Below are 21592 nucleotides of genomic sequence, written 5' to 3'. Positions count from 1 at the left end.
CTCGGTCAGATGTCCTGGTCCTTGGTGGTCACCTGAAGCGAGCCGAGCACCGTTCCGCTCCACCGTTCAACCTTCTCCGGCAGGAACGTGAAGCTCTGAAGCTTGTAGACAAGCCCGTCCTTCATCACGGTCTGTTCCTTGCCCGGAATGGCCATGGCGGGCAGGTATGGCGCGCAGGACATCTTGGCGATCTGCTTATTGACGGCATTCGCCGCCATGATCTCGGTCTCGCCGCGGGCCTTGAAGTTCAAGAAAGCGATCTGGTCCGCCTCGGCGTTGCAGAAATAGCCGCGCACGCGTTCCGCTTGTTCGCCGCCGGCGGACGCGCCGTGGGCCGCGAAGACCGCGCCGAGCGCAGTCAGAACAGCGATCTTTTTCAGGGAAAAAGCTCGGGAGACGCCGCCATCAGGCATTTGGACCTCCAAGGGTTCGAGACGGAACATCACGCCGCGTCAGCACCGCATGCCCAACCCAAACGTGTCCGTCCCATGCAGGCCGTTCGTTCTTATTGTTCCTGAAGGCTAAGTGAAACTTTGCAACATCACAAGGAATACTTCCGCGTGATCCTCGGGCAATCTATGCAGCAGAGCGACAGAACCGAGAATGGTCGCTACGCCACGTCGGTGGGTCGGCGCAGGCCGCCGAAGATGGCCCCCATTACGAGCCCAGCAACGAAGCCGCCAACGTGCGCCATGTAGGCCACGCCGCCCTGATCGGTTTGAGCCGTGTCCGCGATGGATCCGACACCGCTCACGAGCTGAAGCGCAATCCAAAATCCGAGCACGAGAAACGCCGGCATGGCCACGATTTGGCGGCCGAGAAGCACATCAACGCGCGCCTTCGGAAACATCAGCAAATAGGCGCCGAGTACGCCTGCGATCGCGCCGGACGCGCCGACATTCGGAACAGCCGAGCCGGGGTTGACCCAGTATTGCGCGAATGTCGCGGCAAGTCCTGCAGCAAGATAGAACAGCAGATAACGCACGTGGCCAAGCCGGTCTTCGACATTGTCGCCGAAGATCCAGAGGTAGAGCATGTTGCCGCCGAGATGCAGCCAGCCGCCATGCATGAACATGGCCGACAGGATGGTCACCCAATCGGTGCCGCCATGCTCCGAGAAGCGCGCGGGAATGAAGGCCCAGTCTTGAATGAAGCGATCTCCTGCCTGCAGCTCAAGGAGGAAGACCGCCACGTTGATGGCAATCAGCACATAGGTGACGACGGGTGTGCTGCGCCGCGCGGTATCATCGTCGCCGATCGGGAACATCTGTGCGCCCTCGAGCTTCAGGATCGCCCGACCAACACATCCGCCGGGTGCATCCCTCATACTGGAGCACGATTCACGAAGGGTTTTAAGGTGTGGCAGGATTTCCGCACGCTTCTGCGGCGGGCTAGTGTCCTAGATCCGAAGCCAGCCGGAGTTCATCGCCCGGTTCGGAGCGAACTTCGGACTCATAAGGGACACTAGAATCATAGACTTGCTCGTGTGCTTCCATTCGAGACTTTCGCTCGGCCCCTCGTCGCTGAGGATAGCGAATTTCTCGATCCTCACACGCGCCACAGCTCACGCGCGGGCCAGTTGTACATTCGCCGGCTCGCCGAGGCCTGCCCGAATGGTCTCGATCATCGTCCCGAAATGGCCTGCGTCGAGATACGTGATCTCGGCCGCCGGAAGGACGCGATGAACGGCCTGGATCAAACCTTCACGGCGCGGCTGCGGGATCAGCTCATCGCGCAAGCTCACCACAAACCGGCTTCCCGAAGCGAGATTTTCGAGGTTCTGCACCGTGTGCAGGCCTTCGAGGGCCTGAGTGAAGTCGCTAAGCCTGTACCCTTTGGCTTCGGCGAGCTCTCTCACGTGACGGGACGCGGGGCTCTCCCAGAGAGTCAAATCCCCTCTATCGGCCGAAGAAATGGAGCACAAGCGGGCCCCGATGCGATTGGCGAACGCGGTCGCAACCGCGTTTCCGATGCTCAATCCGACAACGAGAAGCTGTGAGGGCTGCAGACGCGAGCGTTTGAAAACACGCGTCATGTCCTCGATCAAGCGCTCGACTGCTCGTACGCAAACCTCGGGTTCAGAGCTCACGATGGCGCGCGGCATCTCATAGCACGCGAGGAAGTTGCGCGGAACAATGCGCCGTCCCACCGCGAGCTTGTAGGGCATGAGCCAAGGGAGGCAGCAGATCACCGTTCCGTGCGGATCACCGTCGATACGCAAGAACTCGGTGGATGTGTCATCCCCGCCCGAAATGCCCCGAAAGAGATTTGGACCCAATGTATAGAGCATGGCCTCAAGAACGCTGCACCGGCTTCTTGGTTCCGGCTGCTTCAGAGGCCCGTTTACGTCAGGTTTCTGTCACTTCGAGGACGCCCGGCAGAGTCGAGATGCGGCCTATTGTCTTCGCCGAGAGATCGTATTTCCCTTTCGGCAAGATCGGGACTGGGCGCTCGTACTCGGCAAGCTGAAGCTCGATCGTGGCTTCTGCTTTTCCGGGACGCAGAAGCGACTTCAGTTGCTCAAGTGCCGCGGTGTTGCGCCCCAGTGTGTCACCATCGAGAACTATGCGGACGGCGCGCGGAATTTGCTCAACCGCATCGTCGAGCGATTTCACATCCTGGACGCGCATTTTCAGCGCATCGCCATCCCGCTCGCCTTCCACGCTCAGAAGCACGGCGGTACCGGATTCCAGAAGGTTTCGAGCAGCGGCGAGCGTGTCTGAGAAAATGACGGCTTCAAATTGACCGCTCGTGTCGGAGAACATCGCGAACGCGAACTTGTTTCCTTTTTGCGAGCGGCGCTCGCGCGCGGAAATGACGATGCCCGCCAAGCGGCCGGCCGTGACGCCGCGCGCGCTCGCGGTTTCAAAATCGACGTAGCGCGAGACGCCGAGCTTCGCGAGGGCGCGCGCGTATTGATCGAGTGGATGGCCGGAGAGGAAGAACCCGACGGCATCGAATTCCTTCTGCAGCTTCTCCATCGGCGTCCAGGCTTCGGCGGGTTTGAGCTTTAGGACTACGGGCGCAGCGCCGGTCTCCATGCCGCCCAACAAACTCCCTTGCCCGGTCTGCTCGTCGTCGGCCTTCTTGCCGGCTTCCGTCATCATCTGCTCGACGTTGGCGTGAACGAGTCCGCGGTTCTTCTCAAAAACGTCGAAGGCACCGGCGGCAGAGAGCGTTTCAAGCGCGCGTTTGTTCAGCGCCTTGGTATCGATGCGGGACGCGAAGTCGGCGAGCGAGGCGTAGGCGCCCTTCCTGTTGCGGCTCTCAACAATGGTCTCCACGGCAGACGCGCCGATATTCTTGAGCGCGGCGAGCGCGTAGCGGATGGCGCCGTGCTCCTCGCCCTTCTTCGGTGGCTCCGCCGAGAACTCGACGCCGGAATTGTTGACGCACGGCGGCAGCACGCGGATGCCGCTCTTCTTCGCCTCGGCGGCGAACATGGCGAGCTTGTCGGTGTTACCGGCGTCGAGCGTCATGGAGGCCGCCAGGAACTCCTCGCGGAAGTTTGCCTTCATGTAGGCCGTGTGATAGCTCACGAGTGCGTAGGCGGCGGCGTGAGACTTGTTGAAGCCGTAGCCCGCGAATTTATCGACCAGCTCGAAGATGTAGACGGCCTCGTCTTTCTTGACGCCGTTCTTCAGTGCGCCCTCGACGAAGCGCGCCTGCTGCTTGGCCATTTCATTCTTGTCTTTTTTGCCCATGGCGCGGCGCAGAAGGTCGGCTTCTCCGAGCGAGTAGCCTGCCATTACCTGAGCAATCTGCATCACCTGCTCCTGGTAGATGATGACGCCATAGGTCTCTTTCAGGATGCCCTCGAGCAAGGGATTCAGACAGTCGACCGGCTCCTCGCCGTGCTTGCGGTTGATGTAGGTCGGAATGTTGTCCATGGGGCCAGGGCGGTAGAGCGCCACCATGGCGATAATGTCCTCGAAGCGGTCGGGCTTCAGCCGCTTCAAGCTTTCGCGCATGCCCGTACTTTCGAGCTGGAACACGCCGGCGGTGTCGGCCTTTGCGAGCAGCTGGTACGACGGCTTGTCGTCGAACGGAAGCGCTAGCAGGTCGATCTCGATGCCTCGGCCGCGCTTCACGAGTTCGACGGCCTTGGTGAGAACCGTCAACGTTTTGAGGCCGAGGAAGTCGAACTTCACGAGGCCTGCCGCCTCGACCATCTTCCAGTTGAACTGCGTGACGGGCATGTTCGACTTCGGATCGCGGTAGAGTGGCACCAGCTCGTCGAGCGGCCGGTCGCCGATCACCATGCCGGCGGCGTGCGTGGAGGCGTGGCGGTAGAGGCCCTCGAGCTTCTGGGCGATCTCGAGCAGGCGCGCGACCAAGGGATCGTTGTCGCGCTCTTCCTGCAGCTTGGGCTCGCCCTCGATGGCCTCCGGCAACGTGACGGGGTTGGCCGGGTTGTTCGGTACCAGTTTGCAGAGGCGATCGACCTGGCCGTAGGGCATTTGCAGCACACGGCCGACGTCGCGCAGCACCGCGCGCGCCTGCAGCTTGCCGTGCGTGATGATCTGCGCGACGCGGTCCGTGCCGTACTTCTCCTGCACGTAGCGGATCGTGCGATCGCGCCGCTCCTGGCAGAAGTCGATATCGAAGTCCGGCATCGATACGCGTTCGGGGTTCAAGAAGCGCTCGAACAGCAGTCCAAACCGAAGCGGATCGAGATCGGTAATCGTCAACGCCCAGGCGACGAGAGAGCCTGCACCCGAGCCACGGCCCGGTCCTACCGGCACCTCATTGGCCTTCGACCACTTGATGAAGTCGGCCACGATGAGAAAGTAGCCTGGGAACTTCATGCGGGCGATGATGCCGAGCTCGTAGTCGAGGCGCTTCTCGTAGTCCTCCCGCGTGAATCCCTCCGCGAGCTCATTGGCGGCGAGGCGAGCACGAAGCCCTTCTTCCGCCTGACGCTTGAGTTCAGCGGCTTCGGCAGCAAGCTGTTCCTCGTCGCTCATTCCAGCGGCGTCGGCCGCGGAGACGAAGCGTGGCAGGATCGGCTTGCGGCCAAGCGGGCGATAGGCGCAGCGTTGCGCGATCTCGATCGTGCTTTCGAGCGCCTCCGGCAGGTCGGCGAACAGCGTCGCCATTTCATCGGCGGTTTTGAAGTAGTGATCGCGCGAGACGCGGCGGCGATCGTCCTCCGTCACCATACGGCCTTCGGCGATGCAGAGCAGTGCGTCGTGGGCCTCGTAGTCGTCGGGTGTGGCGAAGTACACCTCGTTCGTTGCCACGAGCGGGATGTTCAGCTCGTAGGCGAGCGCGATGAGCTGCGGCTCGATTTCCTCCTCGAACCGCAGGCCGTGGCGCTGCAGCTCGATGTAGAGATTGCCTTCGAAGATGCGATTGAGCCGGACAAGACGCTCGCGTGCGAGATCGATCTGTCCATCGCTCAAAGCGCGACCGATGGGGCCGAGCGGGCCGCCCGTCAAAACAATCAGTCCTTCGCGGTGGGCCTCCAACGCATCGATGCGAACGTGCGTCGGCTCCGTAGGATCGGGCAACAGGAAAGCTTGGCTGCCGAGCTTGATGAGATTGGCATACCCCTCGGGGCTGGCAGCGAGCAGCGCAAGCGGGCCTGCAGGCCGAACAGGGGCGGCATTCTGCGCGGGGCGCAGGAGCGCGCCAGGCCCGGTCGGTGGTGCGGCGTCGCCGAAGTCGATGTCGTAGGTCGCGCCAGCAATCGGCTGGATGCCCGCGCCGGAAAGCTTGTCCGAGAATTCGAGCGCACCGAAGAGGTTGTTCGTGTCCGTCAGCGCAATCGCCGGCATCTCCGCCTTCTCGGCGAGCTTGGCGAGCTTTCCGATCGGCAAGGCCCCCTCGAGCAGTGAATAGGCCGAGTGCACCTTGAGGTGAACGAATTTGGGAAGCGTCGGCGCAGCGGTCATTCGTGTCCTTTAGGGTGCCGTACAATGACGAAAATTCGGGTCGCGTGAACCGGTCTAGCCCGATTCGGAGCCCGGTCCGGGGAAGCCTCCCACGACGAGTTGTATGATCCCCGCCATCCACAGGCGATATATAGGAAACCGTTCCGCAGGACGCGGCTTGCACGGCGGCGGCGGTGCAAGTACGGCTTGGCAGGAATGGCGAACGCAATCACCAACATCTGGCGGCTGTCGCGGGCAGGCATCGTGCTTGCCCAGCATGGCGTGCGCTTCGTGCCGAGGGGGCAGCCGGTGCCGCTGGCACTCAAGCTCGCGCGGCTGGCGACGTTGCCCATTGCTCTCGTGGCGGCCCCCTTCAACGCCGGCAAGCCCAAGGAGCGGCGTATTTCGTCCGCCCTCGCCGCTCTCGGCCCGTCCTACATCAAGCTCGGGCAGTTCCTGGCCACGCGCGGCGACGTGATCGGGCCGGAGCTCGCCGGCGATCTCGGACACCTGCAGGACCGCCTCCCGCCCTTCAGCATGGCGGAAGCCCGCCGCGCCGTCGAGGAAGCCCTTGGCGGCAAACTGGAAGACCATTTTGTGGAGTTTGGCCCGCCCGTGGCGGCGGCCTCCATCGCGCAGGTGCACAAGGCCGTCACGCTCGACAAGGACGGCCAGCGGCGCCAGGTGGCGGTCAAGATCCTGCGGCCGGACGTGGAGAAGCGCTTCAAGCGTGACCTCGACAGCTACTTCTTCGCCGCCCACCTCATCGAGCGCGTGCACGAACCGTCGCGCCGCCTCAAGCCGGTGGCGGTCGTCGAGAACCTCGCGCGCACCACGGAACTCGAGATGGACCTGCGCCTCGAAGGTGCTGCGATCTCCGAAATGGCGGACAACATCGCCCCCGAGGAACGTTTCCTCGTGCCGTCCGTCGACTGGAAGCGCACTGCGAAACGCGTGCTCACCACCGACTGGATCGACGGTATCCCGATCTCCGATCATGTGCGCCTCAAGGCCGAGGGCCACGATCTCAAGGGGCTCGGGCTCGTGGTGCTGCGGAGCTTCCTCACGCATGCGATGCGCGACGGCTTTTTTCATGCCGACATGCATCAGGGCAACCTGTTCGTCGACAAGGCGGGGAATGTCATCGCCGTCGATTTCGGCATCATGGGGCGCCTCGGTCACAAGGAGCGCCGTTTCCTAGCCGAGATTCTCTACGGGCTCATCACGCGCGACTATCAGCGCGCGGCGGAGGTGCATTTCTGGGCCGGGTACGTGCCGCCGCACCATCCGGTCGAGGTGTTTGCGCAGGCCTTGCGCGCCATCGGTGAACCGATCCATGGCCGGACCGCGGACGAGATCTCGATGGCCGATCTCCTGGGCCAGCTCTTTGCCTACACGGAAGTCTTCGACATGGAGACGCGGCCGGAGTTGATCCTGCTTCAAAAGAGCATGGTGATCGTCGAAGGCGTGGCGCGCGGCCTCGACCCTTCGCTCAACATGTGGGTCGCGGCGGAACCTGTCGCGAAAGAATGGGTGGAAGCGAACTACGGCGCACGCGGCGCGCTGCGAAAAGCCGGCGAAGGGGCAACGACGCTTGCACGTATTCTTGCGGAATTGCCGTCCGTGCTGGCGGAAGCGGAGCGCGCGTCCGCGGGCCTCGCCGAGATGGCGCGCAACGGTATTCGGCTCGATCCTGCAACCGTCGAGAACCTGGCTCTAGCCACGAGCCGACGCGATCGCTTCCGGCGTATCGCGACGTGGATCGGCGCGCTGAGCCTCGCCGCGCTTGCCGCGAAGTACGTCGGGCTGATCTGATACAGCAAAAGGCGGCGAGCTGTTGAGCCGCCGCCTTTCTCGAACTCATCGCAACCGGGACTACTTCTCGTCCTTGCAGTCGAAGTCGAGCTTCACCCAGGGCGTGTCCACCTTGCACTTGCCGTCCTTCTTGGTGAAAACGTCACCGAACTCGCTGGCGAGACCTTCGAGGTTCCCGCCCTTCTTCTCGTTCTCGGCGACGTTTTTCTCGTCAGCCGGGGGAGCGGCTTTGTCAGCAGGCGCCTGCTCCGCCGCGCTCTTCGAGCCTTCTGCCGTCGCGGGTGGCGGTGCGGTGTTGGTGCCCGGAGCCGGAGTTGCGGTCGCGGTCTGCTCGGGGGTGCAGCGCGCGAGATCGGCCGGAGCCTTCGTCCAGATCATGGTCTTCGAGAGGAACTTGATCCCCGCATAGCCCATAACCTTCAAGGTCCCGTCGGCGAGGGGGGTGATCTCGACGCTATAGTTCTTCTTCTTTTCGGGGCTGTAGATCCAGGCCCCGTTTCCGCCCCAAACACCGCCCGACGATGCCGCGTCACCGATGATCTGGCGACCGCAACCCTTGGCGTCGTTCGTGTCCTTGACCCAGACGACATGCCCACAAAGCTTGCCTCCGCAATCCTTGATCTCGATTGCGCCGCGGCCCGTGTCGTTCATCCAAACGCCGTAGGGCTCATTGGCCGCGAAGGCGGGCGCGGACACCAGGAGCGTAGCCGCGAGCGCGGCGGAACGAAGAACGTGTCTCTCGATCGGCATAGCTGCCTCCTCATCTTGGTTCGGTTTGAACAGCCGCGTCAGGAAATGCGTTCCCATCGCTTCACGGCTTGAAGCGCGCGGCAAGTCCGGGAACCGGACCCAAGCCATACTTGCTACAACGCCACAATGACGCTGTTCCCCGGGAAACACGGGGAGATAATGTGTTTTTTAGACCGCTTGGGGCGAAATTTCGACCAAAAGGCCGTTATCGAGTACCACAACGCGGTCCATTCGCCGCGCCAATTCCAAGTTGTGCGTCGCGATAAGTGCAGCCACGCCTTCGCTGCGAAAAAGGCTAATCAGCTCGTGAAACACGAGTTCCGACGTGCGTGGATCGAGGTTGCCTGTCGGCTCATCTGCGAGGATCAAGCGGGGACGATTGGCCAGAGCGCGGCAGATTGCCGTACGCTGCTGCTCACCGCCTGAAAGCTGCGCGGGACGATGATCCACACGCTCGGCGAGGCCCAGCGACGACAGCAGCCTGCGCGCGCGGTCCTCGCCTTCCCGGCGCGAGCGGCCGTTGATCATCTGCGGGATGGCCACGTTCTCCAGCGCGGAAAACTCCGGCAGAAGCTGGTGGAACTGGTAGATGAAGCCCATCTCCGAACGACGAATGCGCGTGCGATCATGGTCATCGAGCGTTGCGCAATCGCGCCCCGCGACCACGACGTGGCCGGAGTCGGGCGTTTCGAGAAGACCGGCAATATGGAGCAGAGTCGACTTGCCTGCGCCCGAGGGTCCAACGAGCGCAACGCACTGACCTGGCCAGACGTCGACAGATGCGCCGGCCAAGACTTGAATCTCGCGCGTGCCTTGCCGGAACTTGCGCTGAAGTTCGATCAGGCTGAGGACCGGGACGTGGGCGTTCATATCGTGCACGCTCTCGCTCCCTCACTCGTACCTGAGCGCTTCGACCGGATCCAGGCGCGAAGCGCGCCAGGACGGATAGAGCGTCGCCAACACCGATAGCACGAGAGCCATGGCGACGATGGACCCCGTCTCGATCGGATTGATATCGGCCGGCAGACGCGTGAGGTAATAGACGTTGGGATCGAAGACCTTCGTTCCCGCAACCCAGGCGACGAACTGGCGGATCTCCTCGATGTTGGCGCAGAACACGACGCCAATAACGAGCCCGGCCAGCGTACCCACGACACCGATCGACGCGCCGGTGATCAGGAACACGCGCATGACGGCGCCCTTGCTGGCTCCCATCGTGCGAAGAATGGCGATATCCCGGCCCTTGTCCTTCACCAGCATCATGAGACCGGAGATGATGTTGAGGGCGGCCACCAGAACGATCAACGACAGGATGATGAACATCACGTTGCGCTCGACCTCGAGCACCGTGAAGAAGGTCTCGTTTCGTTGTCGCCAATCCGTCACGTTAATGGTCGGTCCAGCCTCGCCGCGGATACTTGCCGCTGCTTCCTCCACCGCTTCCGGATCGGAGATTACGACCTCGAGGATGTCGACCTCGCCTCCCTTCGAGAAGTAGCGCTGCGCTTCCGAAAGCGGCATGAAGATCATCGTCTTGTCATACTCGGACATGCCGAGCTCAAAGATGGCCGTGATGGGATAGGTCTTCGATCGCGGTGCTGTGCCGAACGGTGTCGAAGCCCCTCGGGGCGAAATGATCGTGAGCGTATCGCCGACATTGATGCGCATCATGTTGGCGAGACGCATGCCGATGGCGAGGCCGCCGGATTGATCAAATCCATCCAAGGTGCCGAAGCGAATATTGCTGGCCACGAGCGGCAGGGACTTGAGATCCGCTTCCTGGATGCCCCGGACGGCCGCGCCAGAGGCTTGAACGGCCGACGAAACCATCGCCTGCCCCTCAATCAGAGGGATGGCCCGCTCGACCCCCTTGGCGCGGTAGACGGCCTTGGTGATGTCCGCGTAGTCGTTGAACGGCGCGCCGATCTTGTAGACGACAATGTGCCCGTTGAGGCCGAGGATCTTGGCGAACAAGTCCTTCCGGAACCCGTTCATGACGGCCATGACGATGATCAGCGTCGCCACGCCGAGCATGATGCCAAGGAACGAGACGGCGGCGATGACGGAGACAAAGCCTTCCTTACGGCGCGCGCGCAGGTACCGTGACGCAAGCAGCCACTCGAAGGGCGAGAAGGGCTTCGTGTCCATCGATGCTGCCATACCGCCCCACCCCTATTCTGCTCTTCAGACCAGCACGCGCTGGTCCATGACTTTGGTGATCGTGCGTTCGAGACCGGCTTCGATGGCGAGCGTATCGCGCTCACCAGTTTTGCGGTCCTTGATCTCGATCTCGCCCGCTTTCACGCCTTTCGGACCGACGATGATCTGATACGGGATGCCGATCAGATCCATGGTCGCGAACTTGGCGCCTGCGCGCTCGTCCGTGTCGTCGTAGAGCACGTCGATGCCGGCCGCTTCCAGTCGCGTCTTCACATCGAGCGCGGCCTTATCGGTGGCTTCGTCGCCCGCCTTCAGATTGATGACGGCAACCTCAAACGGCGCGACAGGAACTGGCCAGACAATACCGGCTTCATCGTGGCTCGCCTCGATGATCGCGCCGACGAGGCGCGAGACTCCGATGCCGTACGATCCCATCTCGAGGATCACTTGCTGGCCGTCCGGTCCCTGAACCTTGCACCCCATGGGCTCGGAATATTTGGTGCCGAAGTAGAAAATGTGACCAACCTCGATGCCACGCGCGGAAACTCGCTTGTCGGCCGGGACTTCCTTTTCGAAACGCGCCTGATCGTGCTTTTCCTCCGTCGCGGCATAGCGCGAGGTCCATTCCTCAAAGATCGGCATGAGATCGCCGAAGAAATCGGTATGGGGACCCGGAATATCACCTTCGATCAGATCCTTATGGCAATAAACCTGGCTCTCGCCGGTCTCGGCCAAGATGATGAACTCGTGCGAGAGATCACCGCCGATCGGTCCGGTGTCGGCCTGCATCGGGACGGAGCGCAGGCCGAGGCGCGCAAAGGTCCGCAGGTAGGCGACGAACATACGCCGATAGGCCGCGCGGGCGTCGTCCTTCGTGAGATCGAAGGAGTACGCATCCTTCATCAGGAACTCGCGTCCGCGCATCACGCCGAAGCGGGGGCGGATCTCGTCGCGGAACTTCCACTGGATGTTGTACAGGTTCCGGGGCAGGTCTTTGTAGCTCTTGATGCTGTCGCGGAAGATCGTGGTGATGACCTCCTCTGCCGTCGGGCCATAGAGTATGTCGCGCTCGTGGCGATCGGTGATGCGCAGCATCTCCTTACCGTAGGCCTCGTAGCGCCCGCTCTCGCGCCAAAGGTCGGCGGATTGGATGGTCGGCATCAGAAGCTCGACCGCACCGGCGCGGTTCTGCTCTTCCCGGACGATCGCTTCGATCTTCTTCAGGACCCGGAGGCCAAGGGGAAGCCAGGAATAGATACCGGCCGCGGACTGGCGGACCATGCCGGCCCGCAGCATCAGCTGATGAGAAACGATCTCGGCTTCCTTGGGCGTTTCGCGGAGGACCGGCAGAAAGAAGCGGGAAAGATGCATGGGCCTGTCTTATGTTGCGGCGCAAACGCGTCCGTGGAGGAAAAACGGGCGCCCGGTCCGGCCGCCGGCGGGGCTTGGGAGGCCCCAGGCGTCAATAGCCAGGATTGAGGTTAAGGGCAATCGAGCATCGGGGCCGTCCCGGAAATCCTGTGACCTGCCAACAAAAACTCATGAGAGCCAACACGCGAGCAAGTCTCTGCATCAGCATTAGGCACCTGCGTTTTTTTCGTCTTGGCCCCGTGACATAGCGCCGCCGTTCAGATATGGTGCGCTCGTTCACGTGACAGGGGCGTAGCCAATGATCCAAGTGGCTCGGGGCCCAGGTCTAGGGAGAAAATGGCCACAGACTCGGTTTCCGGATCTGAGCCTTCAATAGCAGACGGTGCACAAAGCACCGCCACTACGAGCCAAGAATTGGAAAGAGCAAGGCGATCGCCTTGCTCTTTGCATTTTTAGGGCACGCTTCTGGATTTTTGATAGTGCCGACGCCGACGACTGTCAGCGCACAGCAGCCGGCGGCAGGTTCTCAGGCGGGATGTAGAGGCCTAGCCAGTCCCGATCGAGCGCCATCCCGACAAAAGCGAACACCAGAGCAGATACGATTGTATTGATGAACACCGTACGCAGCAGACGGGGCGCAACGGGCGCGCTTGCGGGCGTGCCTTCCACGATCTCACCGGCCTCACCCTGCGTTTTCACGCCGAAGGGAAGCACGGCAAAGAGCGTCATCCACCAGATCATGATGTAAAGCGCAATGCCGAGCGAAAGGCTCATAGCTCGCTCACTCCTGTATTGGGTCGAAGACCTTAGACCTGTTCGAGTTCGGTCAGCGTTCCGCAGAAATCTTTCGGATGCAGGAACAGCACGGGCTTGCCATGGGCGCCGATCTTCGGATTGCCGTCGCCCAACACGCGGGCACCCTGTTCTTTCAGTCTATCACGCGCGGCCAGGATATCTTCGACCTCGTAGCAAACGTGATGGATGCCCCCATCGGGGTTTTTCTCGAGGAACTTGGCGATAGGAGAATTGGCGCCAAGCGGCTCGAGAAATTCGATCTTGGTGTTCGGAAGCGTCACGAACACGACTGTCACGCCATGCTCGGGCTGCGGAAGCGGATCTGTCACGACGGCGCCGAGCGCGTTCTTGTAAACCGCGGTTGCAGCGGCCAAGTCCTTGACCGCAATGGCCACGTGGTTCAGGCGTCCAATCATCGTCTCTGCTTCCCTAGTCTCAAAACCGGCAGGTTTTCCGCGCTCTGGAGCGGGCCTGCTTCAACCCTTTCCTTCGATCACGCTGACCAGCACCTTGACAATGGGCTTCTTGCCCCAGGCGCTGGCCACGCCACCGCGGACCGCTCGGCGAACGGCTTCGCCAACCATGTCGATGTCGCGACGGCGGTCGCGCGGGATACTGCGCAGCGTTCCCTCGACCGCGGAGAGCGCGATCTCGAGCATGGGCTCGCCAGCGTCGTCCGCAGGCGGAATTCCGTCCATGGCGATCTGAGGCTCGCTCATCAACTCGCCGCGGCGGGAAAGAGCCAGAGCGACCACGATAATGCCCGCCATCGCCAGCTTGCGGCGCTCGCGGACCGGCCCCTCACCCGACTGCACGATCAGGCGACCGTCGCGAAACAGGCGGCCCACGGGCGCATCGTCGACGATGCGGACAGCGCCGGGCGACAGCCGCACCATCTCGCCGTTGTAGACCACCTGAACTTCAGGCACGCCGCACTCGCGCGCTAATTCGGCATGCGCTTTCAGATGGCGCGCTTCTCCATGCATCGGCACGGCAATCCGCGGCCGCGTCCATGCATAGAGCTGGCGCAGCTCGTCGCGGCGGGGATGGCCGGTCACGTGCACCAGGGCTTCGCCATCGGTGATGACGTCGACTCCCATGCGCACGAGATTGTTCTGAATCCAGCCTACAGCCTTCTCGTTGCCTGGGATGGTGCGCGAGGAGAAGATCGCCAAGTCGCCTTTGGCGAGAGAGACGTCCGGATGCTCGTTCTCGGCGATGCGCGCCATCGCTGCGCGCGGCTCGCCTTGGCTTCCCGTGCAAAGGCAGACGACGTTCGACCGCTTCAGCTCATCGAACTGCTGCTGGTCTACGTAGCGAAATCCCTCAGGCAGATAGCCGGTATCGATGGCGACCTCGATGACCCGGTGGAGCGCTCGGCCTGCCACGACCAATTCGCGGCCTGCGGCGCGGGCGGCATCGGCGACCGCTTTGACGCGCGCAACGTTGGAGGCAAACGTGGTGACGATGACCCGGTGCGGGGCCTCTTTTACGATCGCCGTCAGCGATTTCGATACGTCGCGCTCAGACGGCGAAAGTCCCTCACGCATGGCGTTCGTGGAATCGCCGATCACCGCGAGAACGCCTTCGTCGCCGAGGGCCCTGAGACGGGCTTCGTCGGGCGCACCGCCGATCGTCGGCGTGCGATCGAGCTTCCAGTCGCCCGTGTGCAGAACGGTTCCTGCCGGCGTGCGAATAGCGAGCGCACTGCTTTCCGGGATCGAATGCGACATCTCGATAAGCTCGACGTCGAACGGACCTGCGTTGAAGCGACCGTTGAGCGGGATCTCGCGGATCGGTATGGCGAGCCTGCTGTTGTATTCGACGAGCTTGGCCTTGAGCATGCCCGCGGTAAACGGCGTCGCGTATACCGGTACGCCGAGGCGCGGCCACATCTCGATCACGGCACCAATGTGATCTTCATGGGCGTGTGTGATGACGATGCCCGCCAGCGTGCTCTTCTCTTCCTCAATGAAGCGAAGATCGGGGAAGATGACGTCGACGCCGGGATCGTCCTCGCCTTCGGGAAAGGTGATGCCGAGGTCCACCATGAGCCAGCGGCGCGCATCGGGTGGACCGTACCCGTAAAGGTACGCATTCATGCCGATTTCGCCCAAGCCGCCCAGGGCTACAAAGACCAGCTCATCCGCGCCGCGAGGCTGGCCACGTTTCGTCCGCTCGTCAGGCATTCGCCGCCTTGTGCCCTTTTTAAATATGTACCGCGAACCCTGAGCCGCGGGCCAGGAAGTGAAACTGCTTGTACGTCAGTTCTGCAAAAATGGCGCTCCGAACAAACGCTGGAGCCGGATACTCTTCAATCGATAGAAACATCTCCAAATGTGAACCGGCGGATCTCGCCTTCCGTCTGAAGAATGAGCGCGCCGTCAGCATCCAACCCTGCAAAGGCGCCAGATACGCGCTCGGAGCCCGCATGGATACTCAACCGTTCCCCTAAAGGATGGGCGCGGTTTAGCCAAGCCTCCCTAACCGCGGCAAAGCCCCTCCCTTCGTCCCAAACCGCCAGCCAATACGCTGTCGCATCGGCCAAGGCGGCGAGAATCGCCTCCGGTTCGGGGGCTTCGCAGCGCGCGGATAGATATGTCGTGGGGCGGTCGGGCACATGCGGCGCGAACGAGACATTCACGCCGATGCCGATCACAGCCGCGAGGCCTCCGGGCTCTCCGGCTTTGGGTATCAGCATGCTGCATTCAACCAAGATGCCGCCGGCCTTGGCCCCCTCGATCATGAGGTCGTTTGGCCATTTGAGACGAAGCCCATTGGGCGTTGCGCCCATCGCGGTGGCTATCGCATCGAACGCAGCGACGCCCGCAACGAGGGCGAGTTGATAGGCCTTCGCCGCAGGCTCGGCGAACGTCAGCAGCAGGCTTGCTTGCAGATTTCCGCGCGCCGACGTCCAGGACCGTCCCGAGCGGCCGCGGCCTGCCGTCTGCTCGTCGGCAACGATCCAAAGCGGCCCACGCTCACCTGCCATCGCGCGGCGCATCGCTTCGGCGTTGGTGGAGTCCACCGTGGGAAGCCGCTCGATCGCATGCATATTCATCGGGCTGACGTTTCTTGTCTCAAATGCAAATGCCGCGTGATTGGGTATTCAAGCCACACACCGGATTATGAGGCAATTCGACCGCACCCGCAGTAATTCAACTTTAAGCAACTGAATCATAGTGTTCTATCTTCCGTACCACCACCTACGCGCATTCGAGCGGCGTTTGACTTGCATTACACTCTACGAGGGCGCGATGGCCGCTGAGGCTCGAACTGAAAATCGGCAACTCACGAACAGAGCCGGAACCATAACGGCCGGTGATCGTGAGTTTACGGTCGTCCTGCGCAACGTCTCCGAAGATGGCGCCTGCGTGCGCCCGGTGGGCACCGGAAGCATTCCGGACCGTTTCCGCCTGGTGGCCCCGATGGAAAAAATCGATGCCGACTGTGTCGTCATCTGGCGACGCGGCCGAGACTGTGGCGTGAAGTTCGAATAACTGAACACACGAACTGCCTGGACAAGTGTTTACACGCGAAAGGCTGCATTAACCTTCAGAGGTGTACAACATTATAGTCAGACGTCCGCTTAATTTTCGATGCGTCCCTTTTTATCCGCTCTATCAGGCCCTTATACTAGGTGACCCATGAGGAACGAAACGCGCGTCGCCAAGAGGCGACGAACCAATTGTGCAGGCATCGTTAGAGCCGGCCAAAAAGAATTCACCGTTCTTCTGCGTGACCTTTCCCCAACCGGCGCTCGGGTGAGGGTCGTCAGCGTCGGCGAGTTACCGGAACGCGTTCAGCTCGTTGCACCGATGGTACGGATCGATAGCCATTGCATCGTGGTCTGGCGTCGCGGAAACGACTACGGCCTTCATTTCCAGGCGCCGCAGCCGCACTGACGTCACAAGGCCCTAAAGCTGTAGCGACTTTGCAGCGGCGGCAGCGGCATCGATCAGCGGCGCGGGGTAGATCGCGTAAAACAGCACAAACAAGCCGGCCGCTATCATCACGAACCGGACGTTCGGCACGGCTGGGACAAAGCGCGGCTTCGCTTCGTCGAAGAACATGACCTTGATGATACGCAGGTAATAGAAGGCGCCGACAACGCTTGACAACACGCCGATAACGGCAAGCCCATAGAGTTCCGCTTTCACGGCTGCGGCGAAGACATAGAACTTGGCAAAGAAGCCGGCGAGCGGCGGTACACCTGCGAGAGAGAAGAACAGCATGGCGAGAATGAATGCCATGGGGAGATTCGTCTCCGCCAATCCAGCCAGCTCGTAGATATCCTCGACCGGGCCGTCCTCGCGGCGCATGGCGAGGATGCAGGCAAACGCGCCGAGGGTCGTGACGAGGTAGATCGCGAGATAGATCAGCAGTCCTTCGATGCCGGCCTCGCTTCCCGCGGCCAATCCCACGAGTGCGAACCCGACGTGGCCGATGGAGGAGTAGGCCATCAGGCGCTTGATGTTGGTCTGGCCAATGGCTGCGAAGGCGCCAAGAAGCATGGAGGCGATGGACAGGAAGATCACGATCTTCTGCCACTGAACGAAGAGACCGCCGAAACCGTCGAACAGCACGCGAGCCAGCAGAGCGAGCGCGGCAAGCTTGGGGGCGGCAGCAAAGAACGCCGTGATAGGCGTCGGCGCACCCTCGTAGACGTCGGGCGTCCACATATGGAAGGGAACCGCCGAGACCTTGAAGGCAAGCCCGACCAGAAGGAATACCAGGCCGGCGATCAGGCCTAGGTTCGTCGCAGCGCCCGTCGCCGATGCTGCCGTTGCGAGACCGGCAAAGGATGTGGTTCCGGCAAATCCATAAAGCAGCGAAGCACCATAGAGCAGCATTCCCGACGACAGTGCGCCGAGCACGAAGTACTTCATGCCGGCCTCACTGGAGCGAACGTCGTCACGGCGCACGGCAGCCAACACGTAGAGCGCTAAGCTTTGAAGCTCCAGACCAAGATAGAGGGCCAGGAGATCGTTGGCCGACACCATCATCATCATGCCGACCGTCGAGAGCAGGATGAGGACCGGAACCTCGAAACGATTGACGCCGGCGCGCCGCATGTCATCCATCGAAAGCAGGATGGCGACGGCCGAACCGGCAAGAATCAGAACCTTCACGAAGCGTGCGAAGGGATCGGAAATGAACGCGTCGTTGAAAATGCGTTCGGTCCCGGTTTGGTTGAGAAGCGCTGCACCGGTGACGAACAGGAGCAGAATTGCAAGCCAACCAGCTCGATCCGCGTTCTGAGCGGAGGCGCCGCCGAAGGCCCCAATCATGAGCAGCCCCATGGCGCCTACCGCAAGCACGATCTCAGGCAGGGCAGCTGCGTAGCTCATGGTCTCGGACATGAGACAGATATCCTCTATTGCGCGATTGCTGCGGCTTGGCTCGCAGCCTCAATCGAGGTCACGAGCGCTTTCACGGACACAGCTGTCACGTCAAGAATGGGGGCCGGGTAGAACCCGAAGAAGATCGTAAGCAAGACGAGCGGAGCCAGGATCGCGATCTCGCGCGGGCTCACGTCGGCCAGGGCCTTGAGCGAGGGTTTTTCCAGCGGACCGAAGACGACGCGGCGATAGAGATAGAGCGCGTAGGCCGCCGACAGGATGACGCCTGTTGTGGCAAAGAATGCCACATAGGTGTTGATCTTAAACGAGGACAGCAGCGTCAGGAACTCGCCGACGAAACCGGACGTACCAGGCAGGCCGACGTTGCCCATGGTGAAGACCATGAAGATCGCGGCGTAGATCGGCATCCGCTCGACGATACCGCCATAGGCCTTGATCTCGCGCGTGTGCAGTCGATCGTAAACGACACCGACGCAGAGGAAGAGGGCCGACGAAATAAGGCCATGCGACAGCATCTGGAAGATCGCCCCGTCGATGCCCTGCTGCGTGAAAGTGAAGATGCCCATGGTCACGAAGCCCATGTGAGCGACGGACGAATAGGCGATCAGCTTCTTCATGTCCTCCTGCACCAGTGCGATCAGGGACGTCGCGACGATGGCGATAACGGAGAGCGCGAAGACCAGCGGAGCGAGGTCGGCACTGGCATCCGGGAACATCGGCAGCGAGAAGCGTAGGAAGCCGTAGCCGCCCATCTTCAAGAGAATGCCAGCCAGAATGACGGAGCCGGCCGTGGGCGCCTCAACATGCGCATCCGGTAGCCACGTGTGCACCGGCCACATCGGCATCTTGACCGCGAACGAGGCGAAGAAGGCGAGCCACAGCCAGAACTGCATGTCGGCTGGGAACTTCGTCTGCATCAACGTCGGGATGTCGGTCGTACCTGCGTGCCAATACATCGCCATCATGGCGAGCAGCATCAGCACGGAGCCCAGGAACGTATAGAGGAAGAACTTAAAGCTTGCATAGACGCGGCGCGGGCCGCCCCAAACACCGATGATGAGGAACATCGGAATGAGGCCACCTTCGAAGAACAGGTAGAAGAGCACGAGATCGAGCGCGCAGAAAACGCCGACCATCAGCGCCTCGAGCACCAGGAATGCAATCATGTACTCCTTGACGCGGTCCTCGATGGCATCCCAGCTCGCCAGGATGCAGAGCGGCATAAGGAATGTGGTCAGGATCACGAACAGCATCGAGATGCCATCGACGCCCATCTTGTACTTGATGGGACCCAGCCAATCGCGCTCTTCGACGAATTGGAAGCCCGGTGTCGCGGGATCGAAATTCATCCAGATCAGGAGCGAGATCACGAAAGTGATCAGCGTCGTCCAGAGTGCCGCGTAGCGAATGTTCTGCACGGCCTCGCGCGGAAGCAATGCGATAAACAGCGCGCCGACGAGCGGCAGGAACGTCACGATCGACAGAATGGGAGCCGACGAGATGTTCATTGTGCGCCCCCGCCACCGGCCAGGATGAAGTATGTCAGGATGGCTGCAACGCCGATCAGCATGGCGAAGGCGTAGTGATACACATAGCCGGTTTGTAGTTTGACGATGCGGCCGGTGCTCCAGAGCACGCTTTTCGCGGTGCCATCGATGGTGCCGTCGATCACCGCACCATCGACGCCCTTCCAGAGGAAGCGGCCGATCGCGAAGGCCGGGCGGACAAAGATGAAGTTGTAGAGTTCATCGAAGTACCACTTATTCAGCAGGAACACGTACACGGGGCGGAAGGCATTCGCCGTCGCGGCGGGCAGACCAGGCATCACGACATAGTAGAGCGTGGCGAGACCGAGACCGGAGAGCATGGCTAGCGTAGGCGCCCATGGCACCCAGCCGGGGATCTCATGCATATGGTGACGGATATCCTTGCCAGGCGCTTCGAACAAGGCCGCTCGCCAGAAGTCGGCATAACCCTCACCGATGAAATAGTAGCTGAAGGCGACACCAGCGAACACGGCGCCGATCGCCAGCAGGATGAGCGGGATCAGCATCACCCAGGGGCTTTCGTGTGCATGATCGTAGGTGTGGTGATCCGCGCGTGTTTGCCCATGGAAGGTCAGAAACATCAGACGCCACGAATAGAACGACGTCATGAAGGCGGCGATGACGAGCCCCCAGAAGGCGAAGTTGCCCGCGGTGTGGCCGGCGTAGGCTGCCTCGATGATCGCGTCCTTGGAATGGAAGCCCGCGAAGCCAGCAAGATGCGGAATGCCGACACCGGTCAGTGCCAGCGTGCCGATCAGCATCATGGCCCATGTGATCGGCATCTTCTTCGCGAGGCCGCCCATGCGGCGCATGTCCTGCTCGTGATGCATACCGTGGATCACGGAACCGGCGCCGAGGAACAGCAGCGCCTTGAAGAAGGCGTGCGTAAAGAGGTGGAAAATGCCGACCGAGTACGCGCCGACACCGCAAGCCACGAACATGTAGCCGAGCTGCGAGCACGTCGAATAGGCGATGACGCGCTTGATATCGTTCTGGACGAGGCCAATGGTGGCGGCAAAGAACGCCGTAATCGTGCCGATCAGTACGACGACCTCGAGCGCGGTGGGTGCCAGCTCGAAAATCGGTGACAAGCGGGCGACCATGAAGACGCCCGCGGTCACCATCGTGGCGGCATGAATGAGTGCCGAGACCGGCGTCGGGCCTTCCATGGCGTCCGGCAACCACGTGTGCAGCAGGAACTGCGCGGACTTGCCCATGGCGCCCATGAACAGCAACAAGGCCAGGAGCGTCAGGACGTCGACCTCGTATCCGAGGAATGAGATCTGCTTGCCGACCAGCCCCGGTGCGGCAGCGAACACCGCATCGAGATTGACCGAGTTCGTCACGGCGAACAGGCCGAAGATGCCGAGCGCAAAGCCGAAGTCGCCGACGCGGTTGACGACAAACGCCTTAATGGCCGCCGCATTGGCCTCGGGCTTTTTGTACCAGAAGCCGATGAGGAGGTAGGAGGCGAGGCCGACGCCCTCCCATCCGAAGAACATCTGGACGAGGTTGTCGCTCGTGACGAGCGCCAGCATGGCGAAGGTGAACAGCGACAGGTATGCGAAGAAGCGCGGGCGGCTGTCATCCTCGTGCATGTAGCCAATCGAATAGAGATGCACGAGGGCGGAGACGGTGTTGACGACGACAAGCATCACGCCGGTCAGCGTATCGATGCGCAGCGCCCACGCCGTATCCAGCTCGCCGGAAGTGATCCAGCGCAGGAGCGGCACCTTCGCAGTCTCGCCGTCGAAGCCGACCTGCACGAAGACGACCCACGACAGGACCGCCGAGATCATCAGCAGAGCCGTGGTGATGATTTCCGATGGGCGCGGCCCCAGCCAGCGGCCAAACAGTCCTGCGATCAGCGCGCCGAGAAGCGGCAGGAGGACGATGAGCGTGTAGATCATGCGCC

At 61.7% G+C, this 21592-nt stretch carries 18 protein-coding genes; 3 read left to right on the top strand and 15 right to left on the bottom strand.

Features of this window, described 5'->3' with window-relative positions; all coding sequences use genetic code 11:
- Positions 1 to 5 precede the first annotated feature (5 nt).
- The 4 genes from VHO05_RS02810 to dnaE all read right to left on the bottom strand — a co-directional run bounded on the left by VHO05_RS02810 (position 6) and on the right by dnaE (position 5897).
- A complete protein-coding gene (locus VHO05_RS02810; protein ID WP_329645092.1) occupies positions 6 to 413 on the bottom strand; it encodes a hypothetical protein in 408 nt (135 codons plus the stop codon).
- Positions 414 to 610: 197 nt separating this feature from the next.
- Positions 611 to 1327, bottom strand: a complete 717-nt coding sequence (locus VHO05_RS02805) for a rhomboid family intramembrane serine protease (protein WP_329645091.1) — start codon at positions 1325 to 1327, stop codon at positions 611 to 613.
- A 237-nt stretch (positions 1328 to 1564) separates the two neighbouring features.
- Positions 1565 to 2290: a hypothetical protein gene (locus tag VHO05_RS02800; RefSeq protein ID WP_329645090.1), complete on the bottom strand. Its 726-nt coding sequence runs from the start codon at positions 2288 to 2290 to the stop codon at positions 1565 to 1567.
- A 58-nt stretch (positions 2291 to 2348) separates the two neighbouring features.
- Positions 2349 to 5897, bottom strand: coding sequence for a DNA polymerase III subunit alpha (gene dnaE, locus VHO05_RS02795; RefSeq protein WP_329645089.1), 3549 nt, complete (start codon positions 5895 to 5897; stop codon positions 2349 to 2351).
- 195 nt (positions 5898 to 6092) lie between these two features.
- Between dnaE and ubiB the strand changes: the two genes are divergently transcribed.
- Positions 6093 to 7691, top strand: coding sequence for a 2-polyprenylphenol 6-hydroxylase (gene ubiB / locus VHO05_RS02790; protein ID WP_329645088.1), 1599 nt, complete (start codon positions 6093 to 6095; stop codon positions 7689 to 7691).
- Between the two features lie 60 nt (positions 7692 to 7751).
- On the opposite strand, the gene VHO05_RS02785 is transcribed toward ubiB, so the two are convergent.
- The 8 genes from VHO05_RS02785 to VHO05_RS02750 all read right to left on the bottom strand — a co-directional run bounded on the left by VHO05_RS02785 (position 7752) and on the right by VHO05_RS02750 (position 15828).
- A complete protein-coding gene (locus tag VHO05_RS02785) occupies positions 7752 to 8441 on the bottom strand; it encodes a DUF2147 domain-containing protein (protein WP_329645087.1) in 690 nt (229 codons plus the stop codon).
- Between the two features lie 168 nt (positions 8442 to 8609).
- On the bottom strand, positions 8610 to 9311 hold the full coding sequence (locus VHO05_RS02780) for an ABC transporter ATP-binding protein (protein WP_329645086.1): 702 nt from the start codon (positions 9309 to 9311) through the stop codon (positions 8610 to 8612).
- A gap of 21 nt (positions 9312 to 9332) precedes the next feature.
- The gene (locus tag VHO05_RS02775; RefSeq protein ID WP_329645085.1) at positions 9333 to 10601 is read right to left on the bottom strand and encodes a lipoprotein-releasing ABC transporter permease subunit; all 1269 of its coding nucleotides are present in this window, start codon (positions 10599 to 10601) and stop codon (positions 9333 to 9335) included.
- Positions 10602 to 10625: 24 nt separating this feature from the next.
- On the bottom strand, positions 10626 to 11972 hold the full coding sequence (proS, locus tag VHO05_RS02770; protein WP_329645084.1) for a proline--tRNA ligase: 1347 nt from the start codon (positions 11970 to 11972) through the stop codon (positions 10626 to 10628).
- 498 nt (positions 11973 to 12470) lie between these two features.
- Positions 12471 to 12746: a DUF1467 family protein gene (locus tag VHO05_RS02765; RefSeq protein WP_329645083.1), complete on the bottom strand. Its 276-nt coding sequence runs from the start codon at positions 12744 to 12746 to the stop codon at positions 12471 to 12473.
- Between the two features lie 32 nt (positions 12747 to 12778).
- Positions 12779 to 13183, bottom strand: a complete 405-nt coding sequence (mce, locus tag VHO05_RS02760) for a methylmalonyl-CoA epimerase (RefSeq protein ID WP_329645082.1) — start codon at positions 13181 to 13183, stop codon at positions 12779 to 12781.
- Between the two features lie 60 nt (positions 13184 to 13243).
- Positions 13244 to 14956: a ribonuclease J gene (locus tag VHO05_RS02755; RefSeq protein ID WP_329645081.1), complete on the bottom strand. Its 1713-nt coding sequence runs from the start codon at positions 14954 to 14956 to the stop codon at positions 13244 to 13246.
- A gap of 125 nt (positions 14957 to 15081) precedes the next feature.
- Positions 15082 to 15828 (bottom strand): biotin--[acetyl-CoA-carboxylase] ligase, encoded by a 747-nt coding sequence (locus tag VHO05_RS02750; protein WP_329645080.1) that lies wholly within the window; start codon positions 15826 to 15828, stop codon positions 15082 to 15084.
- 196 nt (positions 15829 to 16024) lie between these two features.
- Here VHO05_RS02750 and VHO05_RS02745 point away from each other — a divergent pair, with 196 nt between their 5' ends.
- Positions 16025 to 16267, top strand: coding sequence for a PilZ domain-containing protein (locus tag VHO05_RS02745; RefSeq protein ID WP_329645079.1), 243 nt, complete (start codon positions 16025 to 16027; stop codon positions 16265 to 16267).
- Between the two features lie 147 nt (positions 16268 to 16414).
- Positions 16415 to 16672, top strand: a complete 258-nt coding sequence (locus VHO05_RS20200; RefSeq protein WP_414653661.1) for a PilZ domain-containing protein — start codon at positions 16415 to 16417, stop codon at positions 16670 to 16672.
- A gap of 12 nt (positions 16673 to 16684) precedes the next feature.
- Here VHO05_RS20200 and nuoN read toward each other — a convergent pair whose 3' ends face one another.
- Genes nuoN through nuoL form a run of 3 tightly spaced genes read right to left on the bottom strand, consistent with a single transcriptional unit; the run spans position 16685 to position 21587 of the window.
- Positions 16685 to 18130 carry an NADH-quinone oxidoreductase subunit NuoN gene (gene nuoN / locus VHO05_RS02740; RefSeq protein ID WP_329645078.1) on the bottom strand — a complete coding sequence of 482 codons (1446 nt, stop codon included), beginning with the start codon at positions 18128 to 18130 and terminating at the stop codon, positions 16685 to 16687.
- A gap of 14 nt (positions 18131 to 18144) precedes the next feature.
- Entirely contained in the window at positions 18145 to 19638 is a 1494-nt protein-coding gene (locus VHO05_RS02735) for an NADH-quinone oxidoreductase subunit M (protein WP_329645077.1), read from the bottom strand.
- On the bottom strand, positions 19635 to 21587 hold the full coding sequence (gene nuoL / locus VHO05_RS02730) for an NADH-quinone oxidoreductase subunit L (protein WP_329645076.1): 1953 nt from the start codon (positions 21585 to 21587) through the stop codon (positions 19635 to 19637). The genes VHO05_RS02735 and nuoL overlap by 4 nt, the downstream gene beginning before the upstream one ends.
- Positions 21588 to 21592: the final 5 nt, after the last annotated feature.

This window comes from Hyphomicrobium sp., assembly GCF_036262015.1.
Taxonomy (GTDB): Bacteria; Pseudomonadota; Alphaproteobacteria; order Rhizobiales; family Hyphomicrobiaceae; genus Hyphomicrobium_C.
The sequence above is the reverse complement of the archived record's forward strand: the minus strand, read 5'-3'. Positions and strand labels throughout refer to the sequence as shown.

What these genes read in the sequence shown, in the direction of transcription:
- dnaE (WP_329645089.1), bottom strand. Translation starts at nt 5,897, where the DNA reads ATGACCGCTGCGCCGACGCTTCCCAAATTCGTTCACCTCAAGGTGCAC.
- VHO05_RS02780 (WP_329645086.1), bottom strand. Translation starts at nt 9,311, where the DNA reads ATGAACGCCCACGTCCCGGTCCTCAGCCTGATCGAACTTCAGCGCAAG.
- mce (WP_329645082.1), bottom strand. Translation starts at nt 13,183, where the DNA reads ATGATTGGACGCCTGAACCACGTGGCCATTGCGGTCAAGGACTTGGCC.
- nuoL (WP_329645076.1), bottom strand. Translation starts at nt 21,587, where the DNA reads ATGATCTACACGCTCATCGTCCTCCTGCCGCTTCTCGGCGCGCTGATC.
- VHO05_RS02785 (WP_329645087.1), bottom strand. Translation starts at nt 8,441, where the DNA reads ATGCCGATCGAGAGACACGTTCTTCGTTCCGCCGCGCTCGCGGCTACG.
- VHO05_RS20200 (WP_414653661.1), top strand. Translation starts at nt 16,415, where the DNA reads ATGAGGAACGAAACGCGCGTCGCCAAGAGGCGACGAACCAATTGTGCA.
- VHO05_RS02800 (WP_329645090.1), bottom strand. Translation starts at nt 2,290, where the DNA reads ATGCTCTATACATTGGGTCCAAATCTCTTTCGGGGCATTTCGGGCGGG.
- VHO05_RS02810 (WP_329645092.1), bottom strand. Translation starts at nt 413, where the DNA reads ATGCCTGATGGCGGCGTCTCCCGAGCTTTTTCCCTGAAAAAGATCGCT.
- VHO05_RS02775 (WP_329645085.1), bottom strand. Translation starts at nt 10,601, where the DNA reads ATGGCAGCATCGATGGACACGAAGCCCTTCTCGCCCTTCGAGTGGCTG.
- VHO05_RS02805 (WP_329645091.1), bottom strand. Translation starts at nt 1,327, where the DNA reads ATGAGGGATGCACCCGGCGGATGTGTTGGTCGGGCGATCCTGAAGCTC.
- ubiB (WP_329645088.1), top strand. Translation starts at nt 6,093, where the DNA reads ATGGCGAACGCAATCACCAACATCTGGCGGCTGTCGCGGGCAGGCATC.
- nuoN (WP_329645078.1), bottom strand. Translation starts at nt 18,130, where the DNA reads ATGTCCGAGACCATGAGCTACGCAGCTGCCCTGCCTGAGATCGTGCTT.
- VHO05_RS02735 (WP_329645077.1), bottom strand. Translation starts at nt 19,638, where the DNA reads ATGAACATCTCGTCGGCTCCCATTCTGTCGATCGTGACGTTCCTGCCG.
- VHO05_RS02755 (WP_329645081.1), bottom strand. Translation starts at nt 14,956, where the DNA reads ATGCCTGACGAGCGGACGAAACGTGGCCAGCCTCGCGGCGCGGATGAG.
- proS (WP_329645084.1), bottom strand. Translation starts at nt 11,972, where the DNA reads ATGCATCTTTCCCGCTTCTTTCTGCCGGTCCTCCGCGAAACGCCCAAG.
- VHO05_RS02765 (WP_329645083.1), bottom strand. Translation starts at nt 12,746, where the DNA reads ATGAGCCTTTCGCTCGGCATTGCGCTTTACATCATGATCTGGTGGATG.
- VHO05_RS02750 (WP_329645080.1), bottom strand. Translation starts at nt 15,828, where the DNA reads ATGAATATGCATGCGATCGAGCGGCTTCCCACGGTGGACTCCACCAAC.
- VHO05_RS02745 (WP_329645079.1), top strand. Translation starts at nt 16,025, where the DNA reads ATGGCCGCTGAGGCTCGAACTGAAAATCGGCAACTCACGAACAGAGCC.